Origin of the sequence: Mesorhizobium sp. M0184 (genome assembly GCF_040322215.1) — a bacterium.
Taxonomy (GTDB): domain Bacteria; phylum Pseudomonadota; class Alphaproteobacteria; order Rhizobiales; family Rhizobiaceae; genus Mesorhizobium.
In genome coordinates this window covers 72085-88815 of the sequence record NZ_JAMYSZ010000003.1, presented here as the reverse complement: position 1 = coordinate 88815, position 16731 = coordinate 72085, and the positions used below count along the sequence as shown (strand labels likewise).

17 protein-coding genes are annotated in these 16731 nt (G+C 64.0%); 11 read left to right on the top strand and 6 right to left on the bottom strand.

Annotation, left to right across the window (positions count from 1 at the left end):
- Nucleotides 1-188 precede the first annotated feature (188 nt).
- Nucleotides 189-1139 (bottom strand): substrate-binding domain-containing protein, encoded by a 951-nt coding sequence (locus NKJ23_RS05455; protein WP_352467966.1) that lies wholly within the window; start codon nt 1137-1139, stop codon nt 189-191.
- 229 nt (nt 1140-1368) lie between these two features.
- Nucleotides 1369-2376, bottom strand: a complete 1008-nt coding sequence (locus NKJ23_RS05450; RefSeq protein WP_352678883.1) for an aldo/keto reductase — start codon at nt 2374-2376, stop codon at nt 1369-1371.
- Nucleotides 2377-2559: 183 nt separating this feature from the next.
- On the opposite strand from NKJ23_RS05450, the gene NKJ23_RS05445 reads away from it, so the two are divergent.
- From NKJ23_RS05445 to NKJ23_RS05420, 6 genes are all read left to right on the top strand, one after another.
- Nucleotides 2560-2784, top strand: coding sequence for a hypothetical protein (locus tag NKJ23_RS05445; protein WP_023675682.1), 225 nt, complete (start codon nt 2560-2562; stop codon nt 2782-2784).
- Between the two features lie 155 nt (nt 2785-2939).
- Entirely contained in the window at nt 2940-5429 is a 2490-nt protein-coding gene (gene ligD / locus NKJ23_RS05440) for a DNA ligase D (protein ID WP_352678880.1), read from the top strand.
- Nucleotides 5430-5835: 406 nt separating this feature from the next.
- Entirely contained in the window at nt 5836-6747 is a 912-nt protein-coding gene (gene ku / locus NKJ23_RS05435) for a non-homologous end joining protein Ku (RefSeq protein WP_352678878.1), read from the top strand.
- Nucleotides 6748-6806: 59 nt separating this feature from the next.
- Nucleotides 6807-7838 (top strand): tetratricopeptide repeat protein, encoded by a 1032-nt coding sequence (locus tag NKJ23_RS05430; protein ID WP_352679356.1) that lies wholly within the window; start codon nt 6807-6809, stop codon nt 7836-7838.
- A 182-nt stretch (nt 7839-8020) separates the two neighbouring features.
- Nucleotides 8021-8665 carry an alpha/beta hydrolase family protein gene (locus NKJ23_RS05425; protein WP_352638111.1) on the top strand — a complete coding sequence of 215 codons (645 nt, stop codon included), beginning with the start codon at nt 8021-8023 and terminating at the stop codon, nt 8663-8665.
- A 9-nt stretch (nt 8666-8674) separates the two neighbouring features.
- A complete protein-coding gene (locus NKJ23_RS05420) occupies nt 8675-9445 on the top strand; it encodes an exodeoxyribonuclease III (protein ID WP_352678876.1) in 771 nt (256 codons plus the stop codon).
- Nucleotides 9446-9484: 39 nt separating this feature from the next.
- Here the strand turns inward: NKJ23_RS05420 and NKJ23_RS05415 are convergent, their stop codons facing one another.
- Nucleotides 9485-9652: a hypothetical protein gene (locus NKJ23_RS05415; protein ID WP_352678874.1), complete on the bottom strand. Its 168-nt coding sequence runs from the start codon at nt 9650-9652 to the stop codon at nt 9485-9487.
- Between the two features lie 249 nt (nt 9653-9901).
- Nucleotides 9902-10312: a DUF5071 domain-containing protein gene (locus NKJ23_RS05410; RefSeq protein ID WP_352678872.1), complete on the bottom strand. Its 411-nt coding sequence runs from the start codon at nt 10310-10312 to the stop codon at nt 9902-9904.
- A 219-nt stretch (nt 10313-10531) separates the two neighbouring features.
- Between NKJ23_RS05410 and NKJ23_RS05405 the strand changes: the two genes are divergently transcribed.
- Complete coding sequence (locus tag NKJ23_RS05405) at nt 10532-12154, top strand: ABC-F family ATP-binding cassette domain-containing protein (protein WP_352678869.1); 1623 nt, start codon at nt 10532-10534, stop codon at nt 12152-12154.
- Between the two features lie 61 nt (nt 12155-12215).
- On the opposite strand, the gene NKJ23_RS05400 is transcribed toward NKJ23_RS05405, so the two are convergent.
- On the bottom strand, nt 12216-12647 hold the full coding sequence (locus tag NKJ23_RS05400) for an SAM-dependent methyltransferase (protein WP_352453694.1): 432 nt from the start codon (nt 12645-12647) through the stop codon (nt 12216-12218).
- 128 nt (nt 12648-12775) lie between these two features.
- On the opposite strand from NKJ23_RS05400, the gene NKJ23_RS05395 reads away from it, so the two are divergent.
- From NKJ23_RS05395 to NKJ23_RS05380, 4 genes are all read left to right on the top strand, one after another.
- On the top strand, nt 12776-12946 hold the full coding sequence (locus NKJ23_RS05395) for a hypothetical protein (protein ID WP_023675693.1): 171 nt from the start codon (nt 12776-12778) through the stop codon (nt 12944-12946).
- 193 nt (nt 12947-13139) lie between these two features.
- A complete protein-coding gene (locus NKJ23_RS05390; protein ID WP_502902501.1) occupies nt 13140-14300 on the top strand; it encodes a KamA family radical SAM protein in 1161 nt (386 codons plus the stop codon).
- 155 nt (nt 14301-14455) lie between these two features.
- Nucleotides 14456-14707 (top strand): exopolysaccharide production repressor protein, encoded by a 252-nt coding sequence (locus tag NKJ23_RS05385; protein WP_023675695.1) that lies wholly within the window; start codon nt 14456-14458, stop codon nt 14705-14707.
- A 428-nt stretch (nt 14708-15135) separates the two neighbouring features.
- A complete protein-coding gene (locus tag NKJ23_RS05380; protein ID WP_352678864.1) occupies nt 15136-15840 on the top strand; it encodes a hypothetical protein in 705 nt (234 codons plus the stop codon).
- Here NKJ23_RS05380 and yghU read toward each other — a convergent pair.
- Nucleotides 15837-16724 carry a glutathione-dependent disulfide-bond oxidoreductase gene (gene yghU, locus NKJ23_RS05375; RefSeq protein WP_352678862.1) on the bottom strand — a complete coding sequence of 296 codons (888 nt, stop codon included), beginning with the start codon at nt 16722-16724 and terminating at the stop codon, nt 15837-15839. The two genes, NKJ23_RS05380 and yghU, sit on opposite strands and share 4 nt — an antisense overlap.
- Between the last annotated feature and the right edge of the window lie 7 nt (nt 16725-16731).

The window sequence follows — 16731 nt, the reverse complement described above, 5'->3', positions numbered from 1 at the left end:
GCTGGCGAGGCAGCGCCCCCCTCTGGCCTGCCGGCCATCTCCCCCTCAAGTGGGGAGATTGCAGCTTCATTGGCTTCGCCTCTTCTGCAAGATCGAAAACTAGCGAAAGCCGACGTGACATCCAATCTCCCCCCTTGAGGGGGAGATGGCCGGCAGGCCAGAGGGGGGTGCTGTCCCGTCGGCTTCGCCTACTTCGTCTCGCCCAGCCTCTCCGCCTTGTCGAGATTGTCCTTGCCGATGACGATCGGTGTCAAAAGCACCAGCTTTTCCTTCGGCTCGGTCTTGTCCCTGGCGTAGGCGACGGCGATCTGCACGGCGGTGCGCGACTGCTCGCCGGGGAACTGCTCGACCGTGCCGGCCAGCTTGCCGTCGCGCACGGCGACCAGCGCTTCGGGAAGCGCGTCGAAGCCGTAGATCTTGACGTCGGTGAAGTTGCGCGCCGCGCAGGCTTCAACCGCGCCAAGCGCCATGTCGTCATTGGCGCAGATGATCGCGTCGGGCTTGCCGTTGGCGGCAAGGCCGGCCTCGGTGACGGACAGCGCCTCGGCGCGGGCGAAGTTGGCGGTCTGCTCGAAGATGATCTGGTACTTGTCCTTCATGGGATCGAGGACGTTGTGCACGCCCTTGTTACGGTCGATCGCCGGGCCGGCGCCGGGCTGGCCCTGCAAATGGAAGATCTTGGCGCCGTTCGGGAATGCCGCCACCATGGCCTGCGCTTCGGCCTCGCCGCCCTTGACGTTATCGGCGCCGACATGGGCGAGGATGCCCTCGACGCCCTCAACGCGGCGATCAATGGTGACGACGGGAACGCCGGCCTTCACCGCTTCTTCGATGGCCGGGGCCAGCGCGTTGACGTCAAGCGGCGAGATGACGATGGCGTTGACCTTCTGCACCAGCGCCGCCTCGATATCGGCGGTCTGCTTGGGCGCCGAGTTCTGGCCGTCGCTCTCGATCAGGTTGACGCCTTGCGCCTGAGCTTCCGCCTTGATCTGGTTCAGCATGTGCACGAAGAACGGAAAGCCGAGGCTCGGCACCGAACCAAGGATGGTCAGCTTGTCCTGGGCAAAAGCCAGTTGCGGAGCGGCCAGCGCCAAAGCGCCCATCGCCGCCGACGACAGCAGGAATTCACGTCTGTTGATCAATTTAGTCTCCTCCCAGATGAGCGCACGACCCCTAAACCGGAAGGGGTTTTCCGGAAGGTTCCTTGCGTCGATTCAAAAATGGAGTGTCCTTCGAGCGCCCAACTCGTGTTTGAAGGGACGCAACGGCGCTCCAGCCGGTCCACCGCGACGTTCTCCTCCGCTCGGTGCCTGCCGGCGGATGCTAGCCAAGGCCGGAGCTTTGCGCAAGAACGGGAGCAGGCAAGACCTACCGATCGATCATCACCATGGTGCGCTCGCCGTAGCGCGGCCCGGCGACCTTTCCCGGCGCCAGCGCGTCGTCGAGCACTTGCATCTCGGCTGGGTCCAGCCTGATCGAAGCCGCGGCGACGTTCTCCTCGAGGTATTTTCTGCGCTTGGTGCCGGGGATCGGCACGATGTCGATGCCGAAGCCGCTCCCCTTGTGGAGCAGCCAGGCCAGCGCGATCTGACCAGGCTTGACGCGCTTGGCGGCGGCGATGTCGAGTACCGTGGCCGCCGCCTGCATGTTGGCGTCATAGTTGGCGCCCTGGTAGCGCGGATCGCCGCGCCGGTAATCGCCCTCCGGATAATCTTCGGCGCGCCTGACGTCGCCGGTGAGAAAGCCGCGGCCGAGCGGCGAGAACGGCACCAGGCCGATGCCGAGCTCTTTCAGCAGCGGAATGATCTCCGGTTCCAGATTGCGCTCCCATAGCGAGTATTCGCTCTGCACGGCCGACACCGGATGCACGGCATGCGCCCGGCGGATATTGGCGGCGCCGGCTTCAGAGAGGCCGAAGAAGCGGACCTTGCCCTGAGCGATCAGCTCGCCGACAGCGCCCGCCACATCCTCGATCTGGACCGCCGGATCGACGCGGTGCTGATAGAGGAGGTCGACGTGGTCGGTGGCGAGCCTCCTCAGCGAACCTTCCAAAGCCTCGCGGATATGTTCGGGCCGGCTGTCGCGCTCGGTGCCGACTTGCTTGCCGTTTTCGATGCGAAAGCCGAATTTCGTCGCGATCGTCACCTCATCGCGCCGGCCCTTCAGCGCGCGGCCGAGCAGTTCCTCGTTAGCGTACGGCCCGTAGACTTCCGCAGTGTCGAGGAAGGTGCAGCCGAGTTCGATGGCGCGGTGCAGCGTGGCGGTCGATTCCGCCTCGTCGGCCGGGCCATAGGACTGGCTCATGCCCATGCAGCCGAGACCGATTGCCGAGACTTGCAGCCCCTGGCTGCCGAGTTTGCGCATCGTCAATGTCATGTGAAGCTCTCCGGATCAGCATCGCGTTCCAAGCCGCCAGGGCAATATAGCGCACCGGCTCGGTTTCCACAGAGCGGGAGGCGCCACCGCGCGCGGCTCGCAGCGACCGCCAAATTGACAGCCGACACGCTCTCGGCCATCCTTAAGGCACGCCGCCTTGCGGCTTGTGCGTGAGTAACCAGCATGGCCAGTTCCGTCGCCAGTCAGAAATCCAAGCGCGCCGCGGTGCGGAACGCGCTCGACCGCCACAAGGTGTACATCACTGCGCAGCGTTTTTCGGCCGGCAGCTACAGCGCGCGGGTGCTGGTCGACGGCGAGGCCTATTGGGTCGACGAATTCCGGCTCAGCCAGCTGCAGCAGGGCCTGTCGCCGGCCGAGCTCGAATTGACGCCGGCCACCGACGATTGAGCGGCGTGACCTGCCATCCTTCGTCATCCCAGGGCGGAGCAGGAGCTAAGCGACGTCGCGGAGACCCTGGGATCCATGCCGTGACATTGGAGCGCCGCTGCGATGGGATTTTGATGCCGCGCTCGTTGCTTTTGCCCACCACCCGCGCCTAGTCCATGCCAGCTCCTTCGAAGCTCAAGGCTTATCGCGCCAAGCGCGAGTTCACGAGGACGCCGGAACCAGCCGGCGGTCTGGTTGCCGGTGAGGGCAATCGTTTCGTTGTCCACAAGCATCACGCCACCGCCGATCACTACGATCTGCGCCTGCAGGTCGGCGACGTGCTGAAGAGCTGGGCGGTGCCGCGCGGCCCGTCGCTCAACCCCGCCGACAAACGGCTGGCGGTCGAGACCGAGGACCATCCGCTCGAGTATATCGACTTCGAAGGTGTCATTCCCGAAGGCGAATATGGCGGCGGGCCGATGATCGTCTGGGACACCGGCGTCTGGGCGCCGATGGACGATGTCGAGAAGAGCCTGCGCACCGGTTCCTTCAAGTTCCGCCTCGCCGGCGAAAAGCTGAATGGCGGCTGGATGCTGACGCGGCTGAAACCGAAGCCCGGCGAGGATGAGGGCAAGAAGAACTGGCTGCTGTTCAAGGAGCGCGATCTCGCCGCCGACGCCAAGCTCGACATACTGGAAGCCCGCCCGGAAAGCGTCAAATCCGGACGCCGCATCGAGGAGCTGGTGGCAACGCCGAAGCCTGCCGCCAAACCTGCCAGGCCGGTGGTGCTGAAACCCGGCGCTTTGCCGGGCGCCGTCAAGGCGCCGCCGCCTTCCCGGATCGAGCCGCAGCTGACTACGCAGGTTCCGAAGCCGCCGGGCGGCGATGAGCCAGCGGCCCGAACGGGCGAAGTCTGGCTGCACGAGATCAAATTCGATGGCTACCGCACCATGGCGCATCTCGCTAGCGGCGCAGTCAGGCTGATCACCCGCGCCGGCCTCGACTGGACGAAGCGTTATGGCGACCTGCCGCTTGCATTCGCCAGGCTGCCGTGCCGCGAGGCGATCATCGACGGCGAGGTCGTCGCGCTGGACGCCAAGGGCATCAGCCGCTTTGCCCTTTTGCAAGACGCGCTGGCCGAAGGCGCCGGCAACAAGCTCCACTTCTACGCCTTCGATCTTCTGTATCTCGACGGCTGGGACCTGAGACAAGCGCCGCTCCGCCGGCGCAAGGCGCTGCTTTCGCAATTGCTGTCCGGTCTCGGCGCCAATTCGGCCATCCAGCTCAGCGATCATGTCGAAGGAGACGGCCAAGCACTTTATGACCAGGCATCCGAGATGGGGCTCGAGGGTGTCGTCTCCAAGCGCGCCACGGCAATCTACCAGAGCGGCCGTACCAAGACCTGGACCAAGACCAAGGCGCTTCAGACCGGCGACTTCGTCATCGCCGGCTACACTGTCTCCGACGCGGCCGAGGGGCTGGCCGCACTCGGCCTCGGCGAATTCGAGGATGGCGAATTGCACTATCGCGGCAAGGTCGGCACCGGCTTCGATGCCGCCACCGCCACCGAGTTGCTGGCCCGGCTGGAGCCTTTGCGCGCCGGGGCGTCCGCGCCCGAAGGGGTTCCCCGCGAAATCATGCGCGAGATGAACTGGGTGCGGCCGCTGCTTTCGGCGCATATCCACTACGCCAACCGGACCACCGACAATGCGCTGCGCCATGCCGTTTTCCGCGGCCTGCGCGACGTCGGCCTGTCGACGCCGGTTTCGGCCAAGCGCAAGCGGCTGATCGCCGAGGCCGACCTCGCCACCATCTGGGTGACCAACCCGACGCGACGGCTGTTCGGCAAGACCGGCCCGACCAAGCTCGACATTGCCGTCTATTACGCGCTGGTCGGCGATTTCATGCTGCCGCACATTCTCGGCCGGCCGGTGTCGCTGGTGCGCTGCCCGACCGGCAGGCCGCAGGACTGTTTCTTCCAGCGCCACGCCTTCACCGGCATGCCGTCCTCTGTGGCGACCTTCGACGCCACCAATTCGGAGGGCGAGACCAAATCCTATCTCTCGGTGGAAGACGCCAAGGGCTATCTGGCGCTGGCGCAGTTCGGTGTCGTCGAGTTCCACACCTGGGGCACCCATCGCACGCGGCTCGACAAGCCGGACTTGATCGTTTTCGACCTCGACCCGGGCGAGGGGATCGCCTGGCGCGAGGTGGTTGAGGCGGCGGTGCACATTAAGGGCGAGCTGGAAGCGCTAGGGCTGGTGCCGTTCGCCAAGACGTCCGGCGGCCACGGCATCCACATATCAGTGCCGGTGACGCAAAAGCAGAACTGGAAGAAATTGCACCAGGCGACCAGCGCCATCTCGACGCATCTTGCCGCCACCGCGCCCGACACTTTCACCACCACCATGGGCAAGGATAACCGCAAGCGGCGTATCTTCATCGATTATCACCGCAATGCGCGCGGCCACACTTCTGCGGCTCCCTATTCGCTCCGCGCCCGCACCAATTTGCCGGCCTCGACGCCGGTGAGCTGGAGCGATCTGGAATCCATCGACGCTCCGCAGGATCTGAATTATTCGTCGCTGCCGGGCCTGCTGGCGACGTCAGGCGATCCCTGGGCCGACATGGAAGATTTCGCCAGGGATTTGCCGGTGGTCAAGTAAGCGGGCTTTGCAGAACTAGGGTTCCTCGCCCCGCGAAAGCGGGGAGAGGTGGCCGCGTAGCGGACGGAGAGGGGTCTTCGCCGGCGGAGGAAGAGATTCTCTTGTGGGCGAAGGGGCGCCATTCCCCCTCTCCGTCTCGGCTTCGCCGAGCCACCTCTCCCCCATTCCATGGGGGCGAGGAACCAAGTTCTGCGAGCGCGGCTCCAGACTCCATCGACGCTCCGGAAAATTTGAATTAATCTTCCCGCCGGGTCCCACCGCCGACCCCTCAGCCGAGATGGAAGATTTCGCTAGGGATTTGCCGGTATTGTAAGGGGCAATGTAGGATTTCGGCAGCCCCGTTCGTCCTCCGGACGAATGAACGCTGCGAACAGTTCGACAGCACAAGGCCGCGTAGGAGTATTTCATGGCGCCCAGGGCAAGTTGGAAAGGTTACCTCAAGCTCAGTCTGGTCAGCTGTCCGGTCCGGCTTTATCCGGCGACCAGCGCCAGCGAGCGCATCAGCTTCAACCAGCTGCACAAGAAGACGCACAACCGTATCAACATGAAGCCGGTCGACCCCGAGCTCGGGCTGGTCGAGCGTTCGGACCTGGTCAAGGGCTACGAATACGAGGACAAGCAGTACATCATCATCGAGGACTCCGATCTCGATGCGGTACGCATCGAATCCAACCATACGATGAACATAGAGGCCTTTGTCGACGAGCATTCGGTCGACGTCATCTATCAGGACGCGCCCTATTACCTGGCGCCGGACGGCGCAATGGCCGAGGAGACCTTCGCCGTGCTGCGCGAAGCGATGCGCAAATCCGGCAAGCTGGCGATCGCCCGCCTGGTGCTGTCCAGCCGCGAGCGCGTGGTGACGATCGGCGCGCGCGAGAACGGCATGTTCGTCTGCACCTTGAGGAATCCGAACGAAGTGCGTGCCACGGCTGAGTATTTCGGCAATATCCCGGCCGGAAACCCCGATCCCGAAATGCTGCAATTGGCCGAGGCGCTGATCAAGCAGAAGGAAACCACCTTCGATCCGAAGAATTACGAGGACCGCTACGAGATCGCGCTGATGACAATGATCCGCGAGAAGCTCAAGGGCCACAAGCCGATCATCGCGGCGGCACCCGAGCGCGGCAATGTCATCAATCTGATGGATGCGCTGAAGGCGAGCCTGTCGCAATCGGCCAAGCCGCCGGCGAAGTCGAAGAGTAAGGCCGATGAGGCGACGAAACCGGCAGCCAAAGCAAAGTCCGCCAAGGGCGGCGCCAAGGAAAACCCGCTCAAGGCCAATCTGCTGCAGGCCGTCGGTAAGAGCAAAGGGTGACGGTGCCCACTGGCACGATCTTCGGCACTATCGGCGCGCTTGCGGCGTTTCCGCTTCGCATGGCGGCGCGCGAGGTCGCGCGCCGGCAAGCCCAATTGCGGCGCGGAGTCACCAGACGGACCACCCATGTTGTATTCGGGCGGACGTTCCTCGCCAAGGCCGATGATGCCGAGATTGAGCGCCGCGTCGTCACCGAGCGCGCGGCCGGGCGCAAGCTGGTCAGCGAGAACGGCTTCCTGCGCCTGCTCGGCCTGATGAAAGCGCCGGAGGCTTCGGCGCTGTCGCGGCAGTCGCTGATCGACCAGTCGCGGCTGACCGGCGAGGATCTCGACCTTTTGTCGCTGTTCGATGCCTTCGAGCATGATTGCGAACCGTATTCCTTTCGCGACCTGATCCTCGCCCGCAAATATGCCGGGCTGGTTGCCGGCGGCGCCTCATGGGGGGCGATTGCGCGCTCGGTGCACCGGTCGGGCCCGGTCGCCTCGCTCACCGCCAAGTCGCTCGCGGTCGGCTCACAGCATGGGCGGGCCGATGCGATCTATCTCGAGGGCGGCCAGAGCGAACTCGACGGCCAGCTGCTGTTCGATCTGGGAACGCAGGATGACGACACGCTGGAAGAGCTGTTCGCCGATGCCGAGGCGGCGGAAGGGGCTGAAGACCACGAGCAGGCGGCGGCGCTCTACCAGCGCTGCCTGGCCATCGACCCAAGCGATGCCATCGCCGCCTTCAACCGCGCCAACTGCCTGCGCGCCGCCGGCCACGCGGCCGAGGCGGCGCACGACTATGCCCGCGCCATCAAGTGCGACCCCGGCTTCGTCGAGGCCTGGTTCAATCTTGCCGGGCTGATGAGCGAAGAGGGGCGGGTAGCCTCGGCGCGCCGCCATTTGCTCAAGGCGATCGCATTGGACGCTGATTATGCCGATGCGGTATTCAACCTTGCCAGGCTGGAGTTCGACGCCGGCAATCTCGCCGAGGCGCGGCGTCGCTGGGTGCGCTATCTCGAGCTCGACGCCAATTCCGAATGGGCGCGCATGGCGGCCAAGGGGATACAGTTAGTGGATTTGCAGCTGGCGCAGAAGTCGGCGGGGTGAGGTAGTAGCGCTTCCTTCTCCCCTTGTGGGAGAAGGTGGATCGGCGCGCAGCGCCGAGACGGTTGAGGGGTGTTGGAAGAAATGAGGCGTCGGCGTTCCCTGGAACACCCCTCATCCGACCGAGCTTCGCTCGGCCACCTTCTCCCACAAGGGGAGAAGGGGTCACCAGCGTTGGAGTCCCCATGACCACCTTCCTCTTCGACGGTCCCGACACCGCCCCAATCACCATCCTACTCGCCCACGGCGCCGGGGCGCCGATGGACTCGGCCTCGATGACCGCCACCGCCAAGGCGCTGGCCGAGGCCGGCTTCCGCGTTGCGCGCTTTGAATTCCACTACATGGCGGCTCGCCGCTACGGCCACCGCAAGCCGCCGCCGCGCGCCGAGACGGTTAACCCGGAATACGTCAAGGCGATCGCCGACCTCCGGGCGAAGGGCGTGAAGGGTCCGCTGATCATCGGCGGCAAGTCGATGGGCGGACGCGTCGCTTCGATGATCGCCGACGAGATGTTTTCGAAGGGCGAGATCTCGGGCCTGCTCTGCCTTGGCTATCCCTTCCATCCGCCGGGGAAACCGACGCAGCTTCGGACAAAGCACCTCGCCGATCTCAAGACGCCGACATTGATCTTCCAGGGCACGCGCGACGAGTTCGGGACCAAAGACGAGGTCGCGACCTATGCTTTGTCCGACGCGATCGAGATCTTCTGGCTGGAAGACGGCGACCATGATCTGAAGCCGCGCAAAAACATCTCCGGCTTCTCCACCGCCGATCATCTGAAGACGCTCGCTGATGCGGTGAAGGCGTGGACCGAACGCATCGTGCGTTGAAGCAGGCCGATGAAGATCGCCACCTTCAACGTCAACAACATCAACAGTCGGCTGCCGAACCTGCTCGCATGGCTGGCTGCCGCCAAACCCGACATCGCCTGCCTGCAGGAGCTCAAGGCCAGACAGACGCAGTTTCCGCGCACTGTGCTGGCGGCCGCCGGCTACGGCGCAGTTTGGGTCGGGCAGCCGACCTGGAACGGCGTCGCCATCCTTTCGCGTGGCGCAGAACCCGTTCTGACCCGCGAGGCGCTGCCCGGCGACGACAGTGACCAGCAGGCGCGCTACATCGAGGCAGCGGTCAACGGCATCGTCGTCGCCTGCCTCTACGCGCCGAACGGCAATCCGCAGCCCGGCCCGAAATTCCGGTACAAGCTGGCCTGGCACGAGAGGCTGGAGGCGCATGCGGCGCAGTTGCTCGACACCGGCCTGCCGGTGGTGCTGGCCGGCGACTACAACATCGTGCCCGAGCCGCGCGACATCTACCCGACCCGCTCCTATGACGACAACGCGCTGGTCCAGCCGGAAAGCCGCGCATCGTTCCAGCGGCTGCTCGACCAGGGCTGGCTTGACGCGCTGCGCAAGAAGCACCCGAACGAGACGCTCTACACATTCTGGGACTATCGCCGCAATCGCTGGCCGCGCGATGCCGGCCTGCGACTCGACCACATCTTGCTCAGCAAGAAGCTGTCGCGCCGGCTGGTAGCGGCGGGCATCGACCGCGACGTGCGTGGCGAGACCGGCGCCAGCGACCACGCGCCGGTCTGGGTGGAATTGAAGTGAGGCACGGAGGCTGGCGCCGCCTTTCCGGGCGGCAACCAGTCAGGTTGGCCGCGCCGCTTCGCGGGCGAACGCCTCGATCAAAGGGGCGTATCCCTCAAGGTCGGGCTGCGTTGCGAAACTGTGGGTAGCGGCGGTCGAAGCCCAGGGCAGCTTTTCCGACGTGAAGACTTCGACGAAAGGCACATACCAATGGTGCTCGTCCAGCATGGTCGCGCGGGTCGCCGGGCATGCGATGGGCTCTTTGCCGAGTTCCAGCAGCTGGACGAGCGATTCCGGCGGGCGATGCGCAGATAGAGATCGGGGATTTGAGCACGCCGGTTCTGCAAGCTACGAGGCGCTGCCGACCATGGAGGATTACGAACAGCTGACAACGGACTTCATTTGCGGTTTGGAGACGCGCAACTCGGGCGAGCCAAGGCCGGTTCCCCATCCATTGCTGAGCAGGGCGAAATCACGTTAGAGGATCACAGCACTTTGGCGTTCGAACCGAAGCAAGGCTTCTTGCGCCAGAACATCGGCCTCCTCTCGCCTATCATCGTCACTCGGACGATCGGCTAACTGTCGCAAGTCCTCTTCCAAGCCGCCAAGAACCTCTTTCGGCAATCTCTGCACGATCAAGGCAATGCAGTGCCATTTTTGGGTTCCGTCGGCTCTCCGAAGGACCCGCGAAATAGGATCGATCAGCGGTGTCCCCAAGGTGACAAGGAAATCAGCGAGCGGTCCGGCTATTGGCCAATTGCTATCGGCCGTCCAATCCAACAGGTCGCCCAATATCGGCGCAATCGCGGGGTAGCCCGCTTCGACGATCGCCGGGATCGCGTCAAGATCGTACTTGCTGCGCGGTAGTAGCTGCTGGGCATCAATCATCTAACGTCACTTTCTGCTGTCGATCTTGCACGATCTAACCGTCCAAAGCCAGAAGCTTCGCCGCGTGGCGGCACAGCCAAAGTTCGCCGATTGGCGGTCCCATGCTGCGGAGACACCGACGACAATTTGGCGCGGGGCGCCTCGCCACTGCACGCTTCCTCTGACGCGGCCTATCGCGTATTGGCGCGGGAACGCTCCTTTGGCCTTTCCCGGAAAACCATGATTCGTCTCGAAAGCATCAGCAAGCAGAACGGCCGTCAGATCGTCTTCATCGAAGCCTCCGCCGCGTTGCAGAAGGGCGAGAAGGTCGGGCTGGTCGGGCCTAACGGCGCCGGCAAGACGACGCTGTTTCGCATGATCAACGGCGAGGAGCAGCCCGACGAAGGCCAGGTCTCGGTCGATCGCGGCGTCACCGTCGGCTATTTCAGCCAGGATGTCGGCGACATGGAAGGCCGCAGCGCCGTGGCCGAAGTGATGGACGGCGCCGGACCGGTCAGCGAAGTGGCGGCCGAGATGCGCGAGCTCGAGCACGCCATGGGCGACCCCGATCGCGCCGGTGAAATGGACGAGATCATCGCCCGCTACGGCGAGGCGCAGCACCGCTTCGAGGAGCTCGACGGCTACGCGCTGGATGGGCGCGCCCGCGAGGTGCTCGACGGGCTCGGCTTCAGCCAGGAGATGATGGACGGCGACGTCGGCAAACTGTCCGGCGGCTGGAAAATGCGCGTGGCACTGGCCAGGATCCTTTTGATGCGGCCCGACGCCATGCTGCTCGACGAGCCGAGCAACCATCTCGACCTCGAAAGCCTGATCTGGCTGGAGCAGTTCCTGAAGAACTATGACGGCGCGCTGCTGATGACCTCGCACGACCGCGAGTTCATGAACCGCATCGTCAACAAGGTGGTCGAGATCGACGGCGGTTCGCTGACCGCCTACTCCGGCAACTACGAATTCTACCAGCAGCAGCGGGCGATTGCCGACAGGCAGCAGCAGGCGCAGTTCGAGCGCCAGCAGGCGATGCTGGCCAAGGAGATCGCCTTCATCGAGCGCTTCAAGGCGCGGGCTTCACATGCCGCCCAGGTACAGAGCCGGGTGAAGAAGCTGGACAAGATCGACCGTGTCGAGCCGCCCAAGCGCCGCCAGAAGGTGTCGTTCGACTTCCAGCCGGCGCCGCGCTGCGGCGAGGACGTGGTGACGCTGAAGAACGTGCACAAGGGCTATGGCAGCCGCTCGATCTACGAGGGATTGGATTTTCAGGTGCGCCGCCGCGAGCGCTGGTGCATCATGGGCGTCAACGGCGCCGGCAAGTCGACGCTGCTGAAGCTGGTCGCTGGCGCTTCCGAGCCGGACAATGGCACGGTGGCGCGCGGGCCCAGCGTCAAGATGGGCTATTTCGCCCAGCACGCCATGGAAGTGCTGGAGGGCGAGCGCACCGTGTTCCAGACGCTGGAAGATGCATTTCCGCAGGCCGGCCAGGCGCCGCTCAGGGCGCTGGCCGGCTGCTTCGGCTTTTCCGGCGACGAGATCGAGAAGAAATGCCGCGTGCTGTCGGGCGGCGAGAAGGCGCGGCTGGTGATGGCGCTGATGCTGTTCGATCCGCCCAATTTGCTGGTGCTGGACGAGCCGACCAACCACCTCGACATCGCCACCAAGGAGATGCTGATCACGGCACTGTCGCAGTACGAGGGAACCATGCTGTTCGTCTCGCACGACCGCCATTTCCTGGCGGCGCTGTCGAACCGGGTGCTGGAACTGACGCCCGAGGGGATCCACACCTATGGCGGCGGCTATACCGAATATGTCGAGCGCACCGGGCAGGAGGCGCCGGGGTTGCGGGGCTGAGGCCGGCTCTGCCGCTCACGGTCACGTAGACGCTCGGTTCCGGAGGCCAAGCACGAGGTGCTCAGCCATGTATCGCAATTTCGCGCAGCGGATCGCCGCCGTCGATGAACAGCCGGCCTTGCGCGGTCAACGCCGCCTTGAGCCGTCGCAGGGCAATTTTTCCTGCTTCGGGATGACGCCCGTCCAGCGCGCCGACGCGCACCGCAACGGCAATGTCGAAGTGCTTCTCATCGGCCTCCAACTCGAAATCCTCGATGGCGACCTGGCGAAGGCTCAGCCGGCCTGCCGCAATCTCGGCGCGCGAGGCGGCCCCGGCCTGCGCGATGGCCTTGGCCGAGCGGTCGATCGCCAGCACGTGCCCACCGCCGATCCGGCGCGCGATCTCGCGCGCTGCAGCACCCGGTCCGCAGCCGATCTCCAGCACTCGCATTCCCTGCCGCAAGGGCAGCGCATTGACGATCTCCAAAAGCCTTGGCGACAAGTCGTTCGCCATACGCTGGTCTCCAGCTTTTTTGCAATCCGAGATTAGCGACCGCAGCCGGCGACGGGAAGGCCGAGAGACGCGGGCATCGCCGATGTGTTCAGCTGGTATGTTCAGTTGGGTGCTGCTTGAGCAGGGGCATGATCGACATCGAAGAGGTCGACGATCCGGTCTCGACCGCGGGCGACCGGGCGGACCCCGAGCGGCCCGGCGTCGTTGACCTGAGGGGTAGGGAGGGAACTGGCGCCGAGCCTAACCGGTTGGGGGGTAGATCACCGGCCGTTTATGTGTATACGCTCAAGCTAATATAAGAGCAAGCTAATGTTTTGCGTCAGCTATGTTGGACGATTGTTCTGATCAGTGGCCGGTTGTGGCTTCCTGCCGCGCCCTCCAACCCGGCCAAACACCGCTTATTGCCTTCAAGTCCTGGCTCCAATGCTGTACCCCGGCCCGAAATTCAAGGAGCCTGCGATGACCTCACATCCCGACATCCCCGACGCCAGCATGGCGGTCGATGCGGCCGGCGTGGCAGCCGATGACCGGCGCGCTCGCGAGGCGGATGCCGCATGGCGGGACGATGTTCGCGAGGGCGTGCGGCATGTAGGCGATCTGGATTCGCTGCCGCTGTCGCCAGCCGAGCGGGCGGCGGCCGAAGCTGCGGCCACGCGCCACAAGGTTCGCATTCCCAAGGCCTATCTCGACCTGATCGACTGGAACGACCCCGCCGATCCGATACGGCTTCAGGTCATCCCGTCGCCCGACGAACTGGCAGAGCAGGAGGGCGAACTCGACGATCCGATCGCCGACCACGCCTTCAGTCCCGTGCCTAGATTGACGCATCGACATGCGGACCGGGTTCTGTTGTTCCCGACCTATCAATGCGCGGTCTATTGCCGGTTCTGCTTTCGCAAGGAGCAGCTGACGTCGATCGGCCGCGGCTATACGCGCGAAGCTCTCGACGAAGCCTTCGCCTATATCGCGGCCCATCCGGAAATCCGCGAGGTGATCCTGACCGGCGGCGACCCGCTATCGCTGCCGGACAGGGCGCTGGCGGAAATCCGCGCCCGTGTCGAGGCGATCCAGCATGTGCGGCTGTTGCGCATCCACACTCGCGTACCCGTCGCGCTGCCGTCGCGCGTCACCGGCGGGTTGATGCAAGCCTTGCAGGGCCGGCTGATGGTCACTGTCGTCACCCATTTCAACCATCCACGCGAAATCACGGAGGCGACCGAGCGGGCCTGCCGCACGTTGCGGCAGGGCGGCTTCGTGCTGCTGAACCAGAGCGTTCTGCTGAAAGGCGTGAACGATACGGTCGAGGTGCTGGAAGAGCTGTGCCGCGAGCTGATGTATCGCCTTGGCGTCAAACCCTATTACTTGCACCACGGCGATCTCGTGCGCGGAATGGCGCACCGGCGCACCACGATCGCCGAGGGCCAGGCGCTGGTCAGCGCCTTGCGTGCGCGCCTGTCGGGCATCTGCAATCCCGTCTACGTGCTGGACCTGCCGGACGGCGGAGGGAAAGTGCCGCTCGGCCCGTCCCATCTTGAGGCACGGGAAGGGGAGACGTGGCGAATACGTGGGCTTGATGGGGCGGTGAGGGGTTATGGAGAGCTGGTTGGGGAGGAGGGACGCGCAGCCGCCGTCCAAGCCAGCCCACCTTGGTGACCTGACATGCAGCGCTTGATCACGGAAGCATGCGTTAACTGCTGTTCTATTTGGTGCTTGCGCAATTGCTGAAATAGTGAAAACGTTGGTCCGGGGTAATGGGTTAGGGGAGTTCGTCCCGGCTGTAGCGAGTTTCGGGGCGGCGCAGAAAAGTCATGAACTTTCCACAGTTCCTGGTGGGGCTGACCACCACATCGTCCATCGTGGCGATCTCGACTTACCTTGCGACGGGTTCAATCTGGAAGACGCTGGCCTGGACGATCTTGACCTTGATCGTCATGCAGGTTGGATATTTCCTGTTCGTCGTCCGGTTGATCTACGGATCCGGGGCGAAAAGCGCGGAGGCAAAGCCGCGGCGTCTGAGGGCTGTGCCGCCGAACCGTCGAGGTCGCGTTCAGCTTATGTAGTAATGTCCCATATAGATATCATGGTCTAGACAGGACATGTTCGGTTCTGGGAATGTGCATTGGACGTTCCGCTAGTTTAGTCAACTAATATATATCGCCCAACTCATATCGTCGTTTTTGGGCTAGCGGGAAAACCTGCCTGCTGTTTGTACGACGGTGCCTAAGGCCACATTTTACAACCGGCTGGCAAGCTCCCTTTTGTTGATGCCAGCTTAAATCCGGCTGGTGTTTTCGATGGGCCGTTGAGGCTATAAAGCCGTTCAACCGGGCGGCATCGAGATGCATTTCGGCCGGTCGAGAGGGTTGTGGTGATCGACGGAACGCCGAACGTGATCTTGCTGATCGGTAGCGCCCCCGATGTCGTGCGCTGCGCCGCCTAGCCCAAGCAGGCCTTCGGCAAGATCGTCGCCATCAACAACGCCTGGCGCGTGCGCCCCGACTGGGATTTCCTCGTCCATGCCGGCGATTTCCCGGCGGAGCGGATGCCGCAAGGCGGTCCCCTGCAGCAGGCGCAGATATTCAGCGCCTCGCATTACGTGCCGGCGCAAAACAGCTTTGGTGGCTTCGTCTATGCCGGCGGCACCATGTCGATGACGGCGGCCTACCGGACGATCCACAGTCAGAAGCCGGACGTGCTGGCATTCCTTGGCTGCGACATGATCTACGACCAGCCCGGCAACACGCATTTTTACGGCGTCGGCCGCGCCGATCCGCTGCGCAACGACGTCACCCTGCGCAACCTCGAGGCGAAGTCGGCCCGCCTGCTCATCCATGCGCTTCGGCGCGGCTGCCTGTGCGTCAACCTATCCGACCTGCCGCGCAGCCGGCTGGTCTTCCCGCGGCTGACGCTCGATGAACTCGGCGCGCTTTCTCCCTCGCGAATATCGGAAATGAAGGCGCAGATGCTTGCCGGCCTGCGGCTCGATCAGGCGGAGGAGGCCGACAGGATCGAGAAGGAACTCGGCTATCTCTTCGAGGACGGCATGTACTGGAAGCACCTCGACAAACTCGACGAGAAATTCCTGGCCAACATCGACCGGCTGTGGATGGCGGCGGTGAAGGCGAGCTTGAGCAGTCGGCCGAAGCTCCCGATCTCCCCTACAAGGCGGGAGATCGGCGCGTCGTCCGCTTAGCTTTTGGCCGCCGCGAGCTTGTCTTGCGTCTTGGTCTCGAAATCGCTGGCGTCATGGCGCTCGTGCAGTTGCATCGAAGGCTCGCCGAAGGTGCGGTTGACCATGCGGCCGCGCTTGACCGCCGGCCGCGCGTCGATGGCGTCGGCCCAGCGCTGCACGTTCTTGTACTGCTCCACCTGCAGGAACTCGCCGGAATCGTCATACATACGGCCCTTGGCCAGCCCGCCATACCAGGGCCACACCGCAATGTCGGCAATCGTATAGTCGCTGCCGCCTAAATACTCGCTTTCGGCGAGGCGTCGGTCGAGCACATCCATCTGCCGCTTGGTTTCCATGGCGAAGCGGTCGATGGCATATTCGATCTTCGTCGGCGCATAGGCGTAGAAATGGCCGAATCCGCCACCGAGATAGGGCGCCGAGCCCATCTGCCAGAACAGCCATGACAGGGTCTCGGCGCGAGCCGGCTGCTCCGTCGGCAGGAATTCGCCGAATTTTTCGGCGAGGTAGAGCAGGATCGAGCCGGATTCGAAGATGCGGACCGGCTTTTTCCCACTGCGATCCACCATGGCCGGGATCTTCGAGTTGGGGTTGACCTCGACGAAGCCGCTGCCGAACTGGTCGCCGTCGTTGATCCTGATAAGCCAGGCGTCGTATTCGGCGCCGCTGTGGCCGAGCGCCAGAAGTTCCTCCAGCATGATCGTCACCTTGACGCCGTTCGGTGTCGCCAGCGAATAAAGCTGCAGCGGATGCTTGCCGACCGGCAGTTTCTTGTCATGCGTCGGGCCGGCGGTCGGCCGGTTGATGCTGGCGAAAGCGCCGCCATTTGCCTTGTTCCAGGTCCAGACTTTTGGCGGCGTGTATTGGTCCGTTGCGTAGTCGTTCATTTGGGAG